The sequence below is a fragment of the Lysobacter defluvii IMMIB APB-9 = DSM 18482 genome, assembly GCF_000423325.1.
GTDB classification, from domain to species: Bacteria; Pseudomonadota; Gammaproteobacteria; order Xanthomonadales; family Xanthomonadaceae; genus Novilysobacter; species Novilysobacter defluvii.
Genome location: NZ_AUHT01000004.1, coordinates 184457 through 197485, shown reverse-complemented (window position 1 = coordinate 197485; position 13029 = coordinate 184457). Strand labels below are relative to the sequence as shown.

The following is a 13029-nucleotide window of genomic DNA, read 5'->3' as shown; positions in this document are numbered from 1 at the left end:
AGATGCCATGTCCAGCCCCGACGTCCACAACCGCCTGCTCGCCCTGTCCCCGCTCGATGGCCGGTACGCCGGGAAGGTGGATGCGCTGCGGCCGGTGTTCTCCGAATACGGGCTGATCCGGGCCCGGGTACGGGTCGAGGTCGAGTGGCTGCTGGCGCTGGCCGCCGAACCGGGCATCACCGAACTGGAGCCGTTCTCCGGCGAGGCGGTGGCGCGGCTGCGGGCGCTGGCCGACGGGCTCACCGTCGAGGACGCGGCGCGGGTCAAGGAGATCGAGCGCACCACCAACCACGACGTCAAGGCGGTCGAGTACCTGGTCAAGGAGCGCCTGCGCGACGACGCGGAACTGGCGCCGGCGCTGGAGTTCGTGCACTTCGCCTGCACCAGCGAGGACATCAATAACCTGTCGTACGCGCTGATGCTGCGCCAGGCACGCGACGAGGTGATGCTGCCGGCGCTGGACGCCGTGCTCGCCACCCTGCGCTCGATGGCCCACGAGCTGGCGGAGCTCCCGATGCTCTCGCGCACCCATGGGCAGACCGCCTCGCCGACCACGGTCGGCAAGGAACTGGCCAACGTGGTCGCGCGCCTGCGCCGCCAGCGCGAGGTCCTGGCCTCGGTCCCGATGCCGGGCAAGATCAACGGCGCGGTCGGCAACTACAACGCCCACGTAGCCGCCTACCCCGAGGTGGACTGGCCGGCGTTCTCCGAGCGCTTCGTCACCGGCCTGGGGCTGGACTGGCAGGCCTACACCACCCAGATCGAGCCGCACGACGGCGTGGCCGAGCTGTGCGACGCGCAGGCGCGGATCGACACCATCGCCATCGACCTGTGCCGCGACATCTGGGGCTACATCTCGCTGGGCTACTTCAAGCAGGCGCTGAAGGCGGGCGAGGTCGGCAGCTCGACCATGCCCCACAAGGTCAACCCGATCGACTTCGAGAACGCCGAGGGCAACTTCGGCATCGCCAACGCGCTGCTGGGCCACTTCGCGTCCAAGCTGCCGGTCAGCCGCTGGCAGCGCGACCTCACCGACTCCACCACCCTGCGCGCGCTGGGCACCGCCTTCGGGCACGCCCTGGTCGGCTACGACGCACTTGCCCGCGGGCTGGGCAAGCTTTCCGCCAACCCGGAGCGCCTGGCCGCCGACCTGGACGCGTCCTGGGAAGTCCTGGCCGAAGCGGTGCAGACAGTGATGCGCCGGCACGGCCTGCCCAACCCCTACGAGCAGCTCAAGGAGCTGACCCGCGGCCAGGGCATCACCCCGGAGTCCATGCGGCGCTTCATCGAGGGACTCGAGCTGCCGGCCGACGCCCGGCAGCGCCTGCTAGAGATGACCCCGGGCAGCTACACCGGCCTTGCCGCACGGCTGGCGCGGGAGATCTGAGGTGCCCTCCCGGCCGGCCGCCGACGGCGCGCACCCGATCGAGGTCGACGCGGCCGGGCAGCACCCGCTGGGCATGCCGCCCGCGGTGTTCCTGCGCGACTACTGGCAGAAGCGGCCATTGCTGGTTCGTGGTGCGTTCCCGGACTACCGCTCGCCGATCGAACCGGAGGACCTCGCCGGGCTGGCCTGCGAGGACGGGGTACTTGCCCGGATCGTCCAGCACGACCGCCAGCGTGATGCCTGGACCGTCGAGACCGGGCCGTTCCCCGAATCCCGTTTTCCCGGCCTGCCCGGCCACGACTGGACGCTGCTGGTGCAGGACGTGGACAAGTGGGACCCGGACATCGCGGCCCTGCTGGAGCATTTCCGCTTCCTGCCGCGCTGGCGGCTGGACGACATCATGGTGTCCTTCGCCGCGCCCGGCGGCTCGGTCGGCGCGCACGTCGACCAGTACGACGTCTTCCTGCTCCAGGCGCAGGGCCACCGCCGCTGGCAGGTCGACGCCGGCCCGAATCCGCCGACCGGCTTCCGCGACGACGTGGAGCTCCGGCTGTTGCGCGAATTCAGCCCCACGCACGACTGGGTACTCGCGCCTGGCGACATGCTCTACCTGCCACCCGGGGTGCCCCACCACGGCGTCGCCGAGGACGCCTGCCTGACCTTCTCGGTCGGCATGCGGGCCCCCTCCGCCGCCGAACTGCTGGGCGACTACGCCGACCACCTGCTCGCCACGGCCGACGAGGCGGTCCGCTACTCCGACCCCGACCTGGCGGTGCCGGACGATCCGGCCCGGATCGACGCTTCCGCGCTGGACCGGGTCGGCCGCGCGCTGGAAGCCCTGAGGGCGGAGCCGGACGCGCTGGCCGAGTGGTTCGGCCGCTTCATCACCACGTACCGCAGCGCGGTCGAGGTCGCGCCCGCCCCTGGCCTGCCGCCGCCGGACCAGGTGGAGCAGGCGCTCGCGGCCGGCGTCCCCCTGCAGCGCCATCCCTGGTCGCGGCTGGCCTGGCACGGCGACGGCGAAGACGCGACGCTGTTCGCCAATGGCGAGGCGTGGCCGGTCCCCGCCGCCGACGCACGCCTGCTGGCCAATGCGCACGAATTCGACCTGGATGCGTTCGAGGCGCTTTCCCCGGCCGGGCGCCAGTGCCTGCACCAGCTGGTCCAGGCCGGCCATTTCCTGCTCCCCATCGATGAGGACTGACCCATGGCCGATGCCGGCTTCCGCATCGAGCATGTCGACTACGAGGCCGCGGCGCCCCTCCTGCGGCGGGTGCGCGAGCCGGTGTTCGTGCAGGAACAGAAGGTCCCGCTGGAGCTGGAGTGGGACGACCTCGACCCCGCCAGCCAGCACGTGCTCGCCCTGGACGGGGCCGGGAACCCGATCGGCACCGGACGGCTGACCCCGAAGCACAGCATCGGCCGCATGGCCGTGCTGCCGCAGTGGCGGGGGCGCGGCGTCGGCGAGGCGATCCTGGCTGCGCTGGTGGATCGCGCCCGCGAGTCCGGATGGCCCGACGTCACGCTTGCCGCGCAGGTGCATGCGATCGGGTTCTACGCGCGCGCCGGCTTCCTGCCCGAGGGCGACCACTTCGACGACGCCGGCATCGACCACCTGCTGATGCGGCGCAACCTGCGCGCTCCCGGCACGATCGGCGACCGGCGGGCACTGGTCGCCGCCACCCTGGGGGTGGTCGCCGGCGCGCGCCGGGCGCTCGTCGTCTACAGCCGCGACCTGGACCCGGGCGTGTTCGACCGGCCGGAAGTGGTCGAGGCGGTGCGGCGCCTGGCGATCCGCCGCGGCAGCATCCGCATCCTGCTGCAGGAGCCGCTTGCGGCGCGGCAGGCGCTTTCGCCGCTGATCGAACTCGGGCAGCGCCTGCCGACCGCGATTTCGTTCCGGGCGGTGGAGGAGCAGGTCGACCGCGCGTATCCGTCGGCGTTCGTGGCGAGCGACACCGGGGGCTGGCTGTTCCGGCCGCTGGGCAACCGGCCCGAGGGCGAGACCTCCCCCGACCGGCCCGCCCGTGCCCGCCAGCTCACGGCGGTGTTCGACCCGTTCTGGGAGCGGGCGCGGCCCTGCTCCGAGTTCCGTGCGCTCGGCATCTGACGCGCCGGGCTGAACCTGAACGAACCGGAAGCCCCCATCCGCGGAACAATCCTTCCGTTTCGCCACTTTTTGCCGCCGCCGGCACGGCCACGAGGGCTATAATCGGCGGTCTTGAGTACCTGAACAGGCACCAAGAGTGCCTCGGGTGCCCACCCACCCCACTCGAGTCGCCCCCACATCGTGACCAGCCTCCTGAAGCAGTTCGCCCAGACCTCCCAGCTCGGCGCCAACGCCGCCTATCTCGAAGACCTGTACGAGCAGTACCTCGTCGCCCCCGAAAGCCTCGACGACGGGTGGCGCAGGTACTTCGACGGCCTCAAGGGCCGCGAGGCCGGCGACGTCCCGCACTCCGCGGTCCGCGCTGCGATCCAGGAAGCCGCGCGCGGTGCCGGCCGCGCAGCGGCGACCACCAGCGACGAGCGCGAGCGCCACGTCGGCCGCCTCATCACCGCCTACCGCTCGCGCGGCCACCTGGGCGCCAACCTCGATCCGCTGGGCCTGGCCAAGCGGGTCGAGGCACCGGACCTGGAGCTGGGCTTCCACGGCCTGTCGGGCAGCGACCTGGGCGACGAATTCAGCACCGGCGGCGTCGCGGGCAACGACCGGATGAAGCTGGGCGACCTGTTCAAGCTGCTCCGGTCCACCTACACCGGCTCGATCGGCGCGGAGTTCATGCACATCGCCGAGGCCGACCAGCGCCGCTGGATCTACCGTCGCCTGGAGGCGGCGGGCGGCAACTACGGCCGGACCCCCGAGCAGAAGAAGCGCATCCTCGAGCGCCTGGTCGCGGCCGACGGCCTGGAGCGCTACCTGGGCACCAAGTACGTGGGCCAGAAGCGCTTCTCGCTGGAAGGCGGCGACGCGCTGATCCCGCTGATGGACACCACCATCCGCCGCGCCGGCGAGCAGGGCGGCCAGGAAGTGGTGATCGGCATGGCCCACCGCGGCCGGCTCAACGTACTGGTCAACACCCTGGGCAAGCCGCCGCGCAAGCTGTTCGACGAGTTCGAGGGCAAGTTCGAGCACAACGAGCTGGCCTCGGCGGGCGACGTGAAGTACCACATGGGCTACAGCGCCGACGTCGCGACCCCGGGTGGCCCGGTCCACCTGGCGCTGGCCTTCAATCCCTCGCACCTGGAGATCGTCGACCCGGTGGTCGCCGGCTCGGTGCGCTCGCGCCAGACCCGCCGCGGCGGCGATGCCGCGCGCAAGCAGGTGCTGCCGGTGCTGATCCATGGTGACGCCGCGTTCGCCGGCCAGGGCGTGGTGATGGAGCTGTTCCAGATGTCGCAGGCCCGCGGCTTCCGCGTCGGCGGCACGGTCCACATCGTCATCAACAACCAGGTCGGCTTCACCACCAGCGAGACCGAGGACGCCCGCTCCACGCTGTACTGCACCGACGTGGCCAAGATGGTCGGCGCGCCGATCCTGCACGTGAACGGCGACGACCCGGAGGCGGTGGTCTTCTGCGCCGAGCTGGCGCTGGACTTCCGCAACACCTTCGGCAAGGACGTGGTCATCGACCTGGTCTGCTACCGCCGCAACGGCCACAACGAGGCCGACGAGCCGGCCGCCACCCAGCCGCTGATGTACCAGGTGATCCGCAAGCACCCGGTGCCGCGCGAGCTGTACGCCCGCAAGCTGATCGACGAGGGCGTGATCGACGGCGACGAGGCGAAGGCACTCGTCGACGCCTACCGCGACAAGCTCGACGCCGGCGAGGTCACCACCGACGTGGTCACGGTCAAGCCGGACGAGTTCACCGTGGACTGGAGCCGCTTCATGCGCGGCAAGCTCGCCGACCCGGTCGATACCCGGTTCGACCGCGACCACCTGGGCCAGCTCGCGCAGCGCATCACCACGATCCCCGAGTCGATCAAGCTGCACGCGCGCGTGGACAAGATCTACGCCGACCGCCGCAAGATGGCCGCCGGCGAGCTGCCGGGTGACTGGGGCTTCGCCGAGAACCTCGCCTACGCCACCCTGCTCAGCGAGGGCTACAAGCTGCGCCTGGTAGGCCAGGACAGCGGCCGCGGCACCTTCTTCCACCGCCACGCGATCCTGCACGAGCAGACCACCGACGACTACTACCTGCCCCTGCGCGAGCTGGTCCAGGAGCCGTCGGACGTGACCATCATCGACTCGCTGCTCAGCGAGGAAGCGGTGATGGCGTTCGAGTACGGCTACGCGACCGCCGACCCGAACACCCTGGACATCTGGGAGGCCCAGTTCGGCGACTTCGCCAACGGCGCGCAGGTGGTCATCGACCAGTTCCTGTCCTCCGGCGAGGCCAAGTGGGGCCGCCTGTGCGGGCTGGCGCTGTTCCTGCCCCACGGCTACGAGGGCCAGGGCCCGGAGCACAGCTCGGCGCGCCTGGAGCGCTTCCTGCAGCTGTGCGCGCTGGACAACATGGTGGTCTGCACCCCGACCACCCCGGCCCAGGCCTTCCACATGATCCGCCGCCAGATGCACATGCAGGTGCGCAAGCCGCTGGTGGTGATGACCCCCAAGTCGCTGCTGCGCCACAAGCTGGCGGTCTCGTCGCTGGCCGAGCTGTCCGACGGCGGGTTCCAGAAGCTGATCCCGGACGCCTCCGCCGACCCGAAGAAGGTCAAGCGGGTGGTGGTGTGCGGCGGCAAGGTCTACTACGACCTGCTCGAGGAGGCGCAGAAGCGCGGCGTCGAGGACGTCGCACTGGTCCGCGTCGAACAGCTCTACCCGTTCCCGCGCGAGGAACTGGCCGCCGAGCTGGCGCGGTTCCCGCAGGCCGACGTGGTCTGGTGCCAGGAAGAACCGCAGAACCAGGGCGCGTGGTACCAGATCCGCCACCACCTGACGCACTGCCTGGCCGAGGGCCAGGGCCTGAACTACGCCGGCCGTTCCCGCTCCCCCTCGCCCGCCGTCGGCCACTTCGCCGACCACGTGGTCGAGCAGGAGCGGCTGGTCGCCGATGCCCTGGTCAACCCGCTCCGCGGCGAGAACCCCACCGACTGATCCTGCCGGCCGCGGCACCGCCGCGGCACCCGCCACCCACGCCCCATTCCAAGACTTCAGGATGCAAAGCCCATGAGCACCGAGATCAAAGTTCCGGTACTGCCCGAATCCGTCTCCGACGCCACCATCGCCACCTGGCACAAGAAGCCCGGCGACGCCGTCAGCCGTGACGAGAACCTGGTCGACCTCGAGACCGACAAGGTCGTGCTGGAGGTCCCCTCCCCCGTCGACGGCGTGCTCAAGGAGATCAAGTACGAGTCCGGCGACACCGTGACCAGCGAACAGGTGCTGGCGATCGTCGAGGCAGGCGCGGTCGCCGAGGGCGGCGACAAGGGCGGCAAGGACGAGGCGAAGGCGAAGGACGACAAGCCGGAAGCCGGCGGCAAGGAAGAGAAGAAGGCCGCACCGGCCCCGGCGGCGGCGCCGCAGTCCGGTGGCAAGACCGGCGACCTGCCCCCGGGCGCGCGCTTCACCGCCGTCAGCGAGGGCATCGACCCGGCGAACGTCGAGGGCACCGGCCGCCGTGGCGCGGTGACCAAGGAAGACCTGCTCAACTACGCCCGCAACGCAGGCGCCGGGAAGGCCGGCGGCAACCGCCCGGAAGAGCGCGTGCCGATGACCCGCATGCGCGCCCGCATCGCCGAGCGCCTGATGCACTCCAAGGACTCGATCGCCATGCTGACCTCGTTCAACGAGATCAACATGAAGGCGGTCATGGACATGCGCAAGCAGCATGGCGAGGCCTTCCAGAAGGCCCACGGCATCAAGCTCGGCTTCATGAGCTTCTTCGTCAAGGCCGTGGCCAACGCCCTGCAGCGCTACCCGATCGTCAATGCCTCGGTGGACGAGAACGACATCATCTACCACGGCTACGCCGACATCTCGATCGCCGTGTCGACCGAGAAGGGCCTGGTCACGCCGGTCCTGCGCAACGCCGAGTCGATGGGCTTCGCCGAGATCGAGAAGCAGATCGCCGACTACGCCACCCGCGCCCGCGACGGCAAGCTGACCCTGGACGACCTGCAGGGCGGCACCTTCACCATCACCAACGGCGGCACCTTCGGCTCGCTGTTCTCGACCCCGATCGTCAATCCGCCGCAGAGCGCGATCCTCGGCATGCACGCGATCAAGGAGCAGGCCATCGTCGAGAACGGCCAGGTCACCGCCGCCCCGATGATGTACGTGGCCATCAGCTACGACCACCGCATCATCGACGGCAAGGACGCGGTGCTGTTCCTGGTCGACATCAAGAACCAGCTCGAGAACCCGCAGCGCATGCTGCTGGATCTCTGAACCCGCCGAATTGAAGGAACCGAAGATGTCTGAGAACTACGACGTTGTTGTCATCGGCGGGGGCCCCGCGGGCTACCACGCCGCCATCCGCGCCGCCCAGCTGGGCCTGAAGACCGCGTGCATCGACGCCGGCCAGGGCAAGGACGGCAAGCCGGCGCTGGGCGGCACCTGCCTGCGCGTGGGCTGCATCCCGTCCAAGGCGCTGCTCGACAGCTCGCGCCAGTTTTGGAACCTCGGCCACATCTTCGACCAGCACGGCATCAGCACGAAGGACGCCTCGATCGACGTGCCGACGATGATCGGCCGCAAGGACAAGATCGTCACCCAGTTCACCGGTGGCATCGCGCAGCTGTTCAAGGCCAACAAGGTCACGCCGTACTACGGCTTCGGCACCCTCCACAAGGGCAACGTGGTCAAGGTCCGCCAGCACGACGGCAGCGAGGTGGAGCTCAAGGGCACCAACGTCATCCTGGCCGCCGGATCGGAGTCGATCGAGCTGCCGTTCGCGAAGTTCGATGGCGAGACCATCGTCGACAACGTCGGCGCGCTGGACTTCCAGTCCACCCCGAAGCGCCTGGGCGTGATCGGCGCCGGCGTGATCGGCCTCGAGCTGGGCAGCGTGTGGAACCGCCTGGGTTCCGAGGTCGTCGTGCTCGAGGCCGTCGACAGCTTCCTGGCCGCGGCCGACGCCGAGGTCTCGAAGGTCGCCGCGCGCGAGTTCAAGAAGCAGGGCCTGGACATCCGGGTCGGTGCCAAGGTCAGCAAGGCCGAGGTCCGCGACGGCGCCGAGGGCAAGGAGGTCCATGTCACCTACACCGGCAAGAAGGGCGAGGAGACGCTGGTGTTCGACAAGCTGCTGGTCGCCGTGGGCCGCAAGGCCGCGTCGAAGGGCCTGCTGTCCGACGACTGCGGCGTGAAGCTGGACGACCGCGGCCGGATCGAGGTCGACGAGCACTGCCACACCGGCGTCGACGGCGTCTGGGCGGTCGGTGACTGCGTGCGCGGCCCGATGCTCGCCCACAAGGGCTTCGAGGAAGGCATCGCGGTGGCCGAGCTGATCGCCGGCCTGCCCGGCCACGTCAACCTGGACACCATCCCCTGGGTCATCTACACCGAGCCGGAGCTGGCCTGGGTGGGCAAGACCGAGCAACAGCTCAAGGACGAGGGGATCCCGTACAAGTCCGGCAGCTTCCCGTTCGCGGCCAATGGCCGTGCGGTCGCCATGGCGGAGCCGGCCGGCTTCGTGAAGGTGCTGGCGCACGCGGAGACCGACCGGGTGCTGGGCATGCACCTGGTGGGCGCGAACGTGTCGGAGCTGGTGCACGAGGGCGTGCTGACGATGGAGTTCAAGGGGTCGGCCGACGACCTGGCGCGGATCTGCCATGCGCATCCGAGCCTGGCGGAGGTGATCCACGATGCGGCCATGGCTGTGGACAAGCGGGCGATCCACAAGGCGAACTGACTCGCGGGGAGCGTTGGCACCACAAGCCCCGTCCGCGACACGCTGCGAGTACGTCCATGTAAGCTCTTCGGCCGCGTCCATGCGGCCGAAGGTCGCGGACGGGGCTTGTGGCACCAACGCCCTCTCACTCTCTGCCGGTGATCCCGTGAGGACGCCGGCAGTTTCGTTTTGGAGTCAGCGAATGCGTTCCATCTGTGTGTATTGCGGGTCCAATGCGGGTGCCGATCCACGGTTCGCGGAGGCGGCGGCGCTGGTCGGAAGGCGGCTGGCGGAGGAAGGGCTGGGGCTGGTGTACGGCGGGGGCAACGTGGGGTTGATGGGGATCGTCGCCGATGCGGTGCTCGAGGCGGGTGGCGAGGTCACGGGGGTGATCCCGGAGCAGTTGGTGAACCTGGAGATGGCGCACCGCGGGGCGACGCGGTTGGAGGTGGTCGCCAACATGCACCAGCGCAAGCAGCGGATGTTCGACCTGGCCGACGGGTTCGTGGCGCTGCCGGGCGGGTTCGGGACGCTGGAGGAGATGTTCGAGATGCTCACCTGGCGGCAGCTGGGCATCGGTGACCGGCCCTGCGCGTTCCTGGATGTCGCGGGCTTCTACCAGCCGCTGGCGGCGATGATGGACCGGATGGTGGGCGAGCGCTTCGTCCATCCGGAGCAGCGCCAGGACCTGTGGCTGGGCGACGACGTCGACGCCATGCTGGCGTGGATGCGCGCGTACCGGCCGCTGCCCAGCGCCAAGTGGCTCGAGGGCAAGAAGCGCACTGCCCTGCGCTGAGGGTCCCTTCCCGCGGGCGATGTCGCACAATGGCCTTCCCCCACCCGGAGTGCCTTGCACCGTGAGCATCCCCGCCCGCTTCGACGCCTTCCGCATCCACAACGACGACGCCGGCTACCGCAGCGGCATCGAGCAGGTCTCGCTGGACGACCTCGCGCCGGGCGAGGTGGTGATCGAGGCGGTGCACTCGTCGGTCAACTTCAAGGACGCCCTGGCGGGCACCGGCAAGGGGAAGATCCTGCGCCGCTTCCCGCTCGTGGGCGGCATCGACGTCGCCGGGCACGTGGTGCGTTCCAGTGACCCCGCCTTCCGCGAGGGCGACGCGGTGCTGGTCACGGGATGCGGCCTCAGCGAAACCCGCGACGGCGGCTACAGCCGCTACGTCCGGCTGGAGGCGAAGTGGGCGATCCCGCTGCCGGCGGGGCTGGCGCTGCGCGAGAGCATGATCCTCGGCACCGCGGGCTTCACCGCCGCGCTGGCCCTGTTCCGCATGGTCGAGAACCGCCAGCGCCCGGAGATGGGCCCGCTGGTGGTCACCGGCGCGACCGGCGGCGTCGGCTCGCTGGCGGTGGCGATCTTCCGCAAGGCGGGCTTCGAGGTGCACGCGGTCAGCGGCAAGGCCGACCAGCACGACTACCTGCACGGGCTCGGCGCAAGCGAGGTGCTCGGGCGCGACGCGCTGGCCACCACCCGCCCGATGGAGTCGGCGCGGTTCGGAGGCGGCCTCGACAACGTCGGTGGGCCGATGCTGTCGAGCCTGCTTGCGCAGACCGTGCCCTACGGCAACGTCGCCAGCGCGGGGCTGGCCGCGTCCCACGCACTGGACGCCACCGTGATGCCCTTCATCATCCGCGGGGTGTCCCTGCTGGGCGTCGCCTCCGCGGGCACCGCCCGCGACATCCGCGAAGCGGTCTGGCAGCACCTGGCCAGTGACTGGAAGCCGGACCACCTGGAGCGCATCTGCACCCGCGAGGTCGGGCTGGAGGGGCTGCCCGGGGTGTTCGAAACGATGCTCGCGGGCGGCTCGCTTGGGCGCACACTCGTCACCTTGTGACACGCCTTGCCACGCAACGTCGCGCAGCTACAATCGACGCGTCACGCAACGGAGCAACCATGGCCCGCATCCTCATCGTCGACGACTCCCCATCCCAGCTGATGGGCATCCGTCGCATCGTCGAGAAACTCGGCCATGAGGCGCTGACCGCGGAAGATGGCGCCGAAGGCGTGGAGATCACCCGGCGCGAGCTGCCCGACCTGGTCCTGATGGACGTGGTCATGCCCAACCTCAACGGCTTCCAGGCCACCCGTTCGATCTGCCGGGACGAGGCCACGCGCCATATCCCGGTCGTGCTGGTCACCACCAAGGACCAGGACACCGACCGGGTCTGGGGCATGCGCCAGGGCGCGCGCGCCTACATCACCAAGCCCTTCAACGAGGCCGACCTGGGGGAAGTGATCTCCCAGCTGCTTCCGGGCTGAGGCCTCAGGCGCGGCGCCAGGAGTCCCCGAACGCGTCGCGCATCTGTTCGTAGGCCCGGGTCTGGGCCTCGCCGCGCGGGACCGGCGCCAGTACTTCGAGCTCCACTACCTGGTCGCCGTCGGCCTCGCCGGGCCGCCCCGGCAGTCCCCGGCCGCGCAGGCGCAGCTTGCGCCCGGCTTCCGAGCCCGGCGGTATCCGCAGCTCGACGTCGCCGCCCAGCGTAGGCACGGTGATGGTGGCGCCCAGCGCCGCTTCCCACGGCGCGACGGGCAGCACGTGGATGATGTTGCGCCCGTCCACCTCGAAGCGCGGATGGGCCGCGTACTCGATCTCCAGCAGCAGGTCGCCGCCGCCACTGCCCTGCCCCGCCAGCCGGATCGACTTGCCCTCGTGGATGCCCCTCGGGATCTTCAGGTCGAAGGCCTTCCCGCCGACGTTGATGCGCACCGGGCCGCCCGAATAGACGTTCTCCAGCGGGACCGACAGCTTGGCGCGGGTATCGCGCGCGGCCCGCGCGCCGGGCTGCTGGTAGCCGCCACCGAAACCCGCGCCGCGGCCCCGGCCGAACAGCTCCTCGAAGAAGTCGCTGAAGCCGCCGCCGGCACCGCCGCCGGCGAAGATCTCCTCGAAGTCCATGCCGTCGAAGCCACCGCCCCCGAACCCGCCCGGGGGCGGACGGACCTCGTCGCCGGGCCGGTAGCCGCGCGAGCGCAACTGGTCGTAGGCGGCCCGCTTCTGCGGATCGCGCAGCGCCTCGTAGGCCTCGTTCACCGCCTTGAAGCGCTCCTCGGCATCGGCCTCCTTGCTGACGTCGGGGTGGTACTTGCGCGCGAGCCTGCGGTAAGCGGTCTTGATCTCCGCCTCGCCCGCGCTGGGCTCCACGCCGAGGATCCCGTAGTAGTCCTTGAACTGCATCGATCACTCCGAACTGCAAGGTACCGGCCCAACATGGTCACGCCGGGCACCGGCTTCAAGGTGCCGCGGGCCTAGCGGATACACTGCCGGCTTTCGCAACGGAGAAACCACCATGAGCATCCAGCCCGGCGACGCCCTTCCCGAGGTCCCCCTCCAGCGCATCGCCAACGGGGGCGTTGAAACCGTGGACACCCGGGCCCTGTTCGGCGAGGGCCGGACCGTGCTGTTCGCGGTCCCGGGCGCGTTCACCCCCACCTGCTCGGAGCAGCACCTGCCCGGCTTCGTCCAGAATTTCCAGCAGTTCCGCGACCGCGGTGTCGATGTGGCCTGCCTGTCGGTCAACGATCCCTTCGTGATGCAGGCCTGGGGCGAGAGCCAGGGCGTGCCGGACGGGCTGACGATGCTCGCCGACGGCAATGCCGAGTTCACCCGGGCGCTGGGGCTGGAGCTCGATGCCAGCGGCTACGGGATGGGCACGCGCGCCAAGCGCTTCGCCATGCTGATCGAGGACGGGGTGGTGCGCGAGCTGTTCGTGGAAGCGCCGGGCGAGTACCGCGTCTCCTCCGCGGAGCACATGCTGCAGCAGCTGGGCTGAGCGCCTCCCCGGAATGCG

The 13029-nt window shown here is 70.2% G+C and carries 11 protein-coding genes; 10 read left to right on the top strand and 1 reads right to left on the bottom strand.

Features of this window, described 5'->3' with window-relative positions; all coding sequences use genetic code 11:
- Positions 1–7 precede the first annotated feature (7 nt).
- The 9 genes from purB to pilH all read left to right on the top strand — a co-directional run bounded on the left by purB (position 8) and on the right by pilH (position 11500).
- A complete protein-coding gene (gene purB / locus G545_RS0101075) occupies positions 8–1387 on the top strand; it encodes an adenylosuccinate lyase (protein WP_027068773.1) in 1380 nt (459 codons plus the stop codon).
- A 73-nt stretch (positions 1388–1460) separates the two neighbouring features.
- Positions 1461–2591 carry a ribosomal protein uL16 3-hydroxylase gene (locus G545_RS0101070; protein ID WP_081677678.1) on the top strand — a complete coding sequence of 377 codons (1131 nt, stop codon included), beginning with the start codon at positions 1461–1463 and terminating at the stop codon, positions 2589–2591.
- Between the two features lie 3 nt (positions 2592–2594).
- Positions 2595–3497: a GNAT family N-acetyltransferase gene (locus G545_RS0101065; RefSeq protein ID WP_027068771.1), complete on the top strand. Its 903-nt coding sequence runs from the start codon at positions 2595–2597 to the stop codon at positions 3495–3497.
- A gap of 180 nt (positions 3498–3677) precedes the next feature.
- Complete coding sequence (locus tag G545_RS0101060) at positions 3678–6491, top strand: 2-oxoglutarate dehydrogenase E1 component (RefSeq protein WP_027068770.1); 2814 nt, start codon at positions 3678–3680, stop codon at positions 6489–6491.
- A gap of 72 nt (positions 6492–6563) precedes the next feature.
- Entirely contained in the window at positions 6564–7784 is a 1221-nt protein-coding gene (gene sucB, locus G545_RS0101055; RefSeq protein ID WP_027068769.1) for a dihydrolipoyllysine-residue succinyltransferase, read from the top strand.
- A gap of 25 nt (positions 7785–7809) precedes the next feature.
- Positions 7810–9246 carry a dihydrolipoyl dehydrogenase gene (lpdA, locus tag G545_RS0101050; RefSeq protein WP_027068768.1) on the top strand — a complete coding sequence of 479 codons (1437 nt, stop codon included), beginning with the start codon at positions 7810–7812 and terminating at the stop codon, positions 9244–9246.
- Positions 9247–9427: 181 nt separating this feature from the next.
- Complete coding sequence (locus G545_RS0101045) at positions 9428–10021, top strand: LOG family protein (RefSeq protein ID WP_027068767.1); 594 nt, start codon at positions 9428–9430, stop codon at positions 10019–10021.
- A 19-nt stretch (positions 10022–10040) separates the two neighbouring features.
- Positions 10041–11075: a YhdH/YhfP family quinone oxidoreductase gene (locus G545_RS0101040; RefSeq protein ID WP_197050176.1), complete on the top strand. Its 1035-nt coding sequence runs from the start codon at positions 10041–10043 to the stop codon at positions 11073–11075.
- 59 nt (positions 11076–11134) lie between these two features.
- Positions 11135–11500: a twitching motility response regulator PilH gene (gene pilH / locus G545_RS0101035; protein WP_027068765.1), complete on the top strand. Its 366-nt coding sequence runs from the start codon at positions 11135–11137 to the stop codon at positions 11498–11500.
- Positions 11501–11504: 4 nt separating this feature from the next.
- Here the strand turns inward: pilH and G545_RS0101030 are convergent, their stop codons facing one another.
- The gene (locus G545_RS0101030; protein WP_027068764.1) at positions 11505–12416 is read right to left on the bottom strand and encodes a DnaJ C-terminal domain-containing protein; all 912 of its coding nucleotides are present in this window, start codon (positions 12414–12416) and stop codon (positions 11505–11507) included.
- 112 nt (positions 12417–12528) lie between these two features.
- Here G545_RS0101030 and G545_RS0101025 point away from each other — a divergent pair, with 112 nt between their 5' ends.
- Positions 12529–13011, top strand: a complete 483-nt coding sequence (locus tag G545_RS0101025) for a peroxiredoxin (protein ID WP_027068763.1) — start codon at positions 12529–12531, stop codon at positions 13009–13011.
- Positions 13012–13029 lie beyond the last annotated feature (18 nt).

Excerpts from the sequence above, each read along its gene's own strand:
- G545_RS0101030 (WP_027068764.1), bottom strand. The coding sequence starts at position 12,416 with ATGCAGTTCAAGGACTACTACGGGATCCTCGGCGTGGAGCCCAGCGCG.
- lpdA (WP_027068768.1), top strand. The coding sequence starts at position 7,810 with ATGTCTGAGAACTACGACGTTGTTGTCATCGGCGGGGGCCCCGCGGGC.
- G545_RS0101045 (WP_027068767.1), top strand. The coding sequence starts at position 9,428 with ATGCGTTCCATCTGTGTGTATTGCGGGTCCAATGCGGGTGCCGATCCA.
- G545_RS0101025 (WP_027068763.1), top strand. The coding sequence starts at position 12,529 with ATGAGCATCCAGCCCGGCGACGCCCTTCCCGAGGTCCCCCTCCAGCGC.
- G545_RS0101065 (WP_027068771.1), top strand. The coding sequence starts at position 2,595 with ATGGCCGATGCCGGCTTCCGCATCGAGCATGTCGACTACGAGGCCGCG.
- purB (WP_027068773.1), top strand. The coding sequence starts at position 8 with ATGTCCAGCCCCGACGTCCACAACCGCCTGCTCGCCCTGTCCCCGCTC.
- sucB (WP_027068769.1), top strand. The coding sequence starts at position 6,564 with ATGAGCACCGAGATCAAAGTTCCGGTACTGCCCGAATCCGTCTCCGAC.
- G545_RS0101040 (WP_197050176.1), top strand. The coding sequence starts at position 10,041 with ATGTCGCACAATGGCCTTCCCCCACCCGGAGTGCCTTGCACCGTGAGC.
- G545_RS0101070 (WP_081677678.1), top strand. The coding sequence starts at position 1,461 with ATGCCGCCCGCGGTGTTCCTGCGCGACTACTGGCAGAAGCGGCCATTG.
- pilH (WP_027068765.1), top strand. The coding sequence starts at position 11,135 with ATGGCCCGCATCCTCATCGTCGACGACTCCCCATCCCAGCTGATGGGC.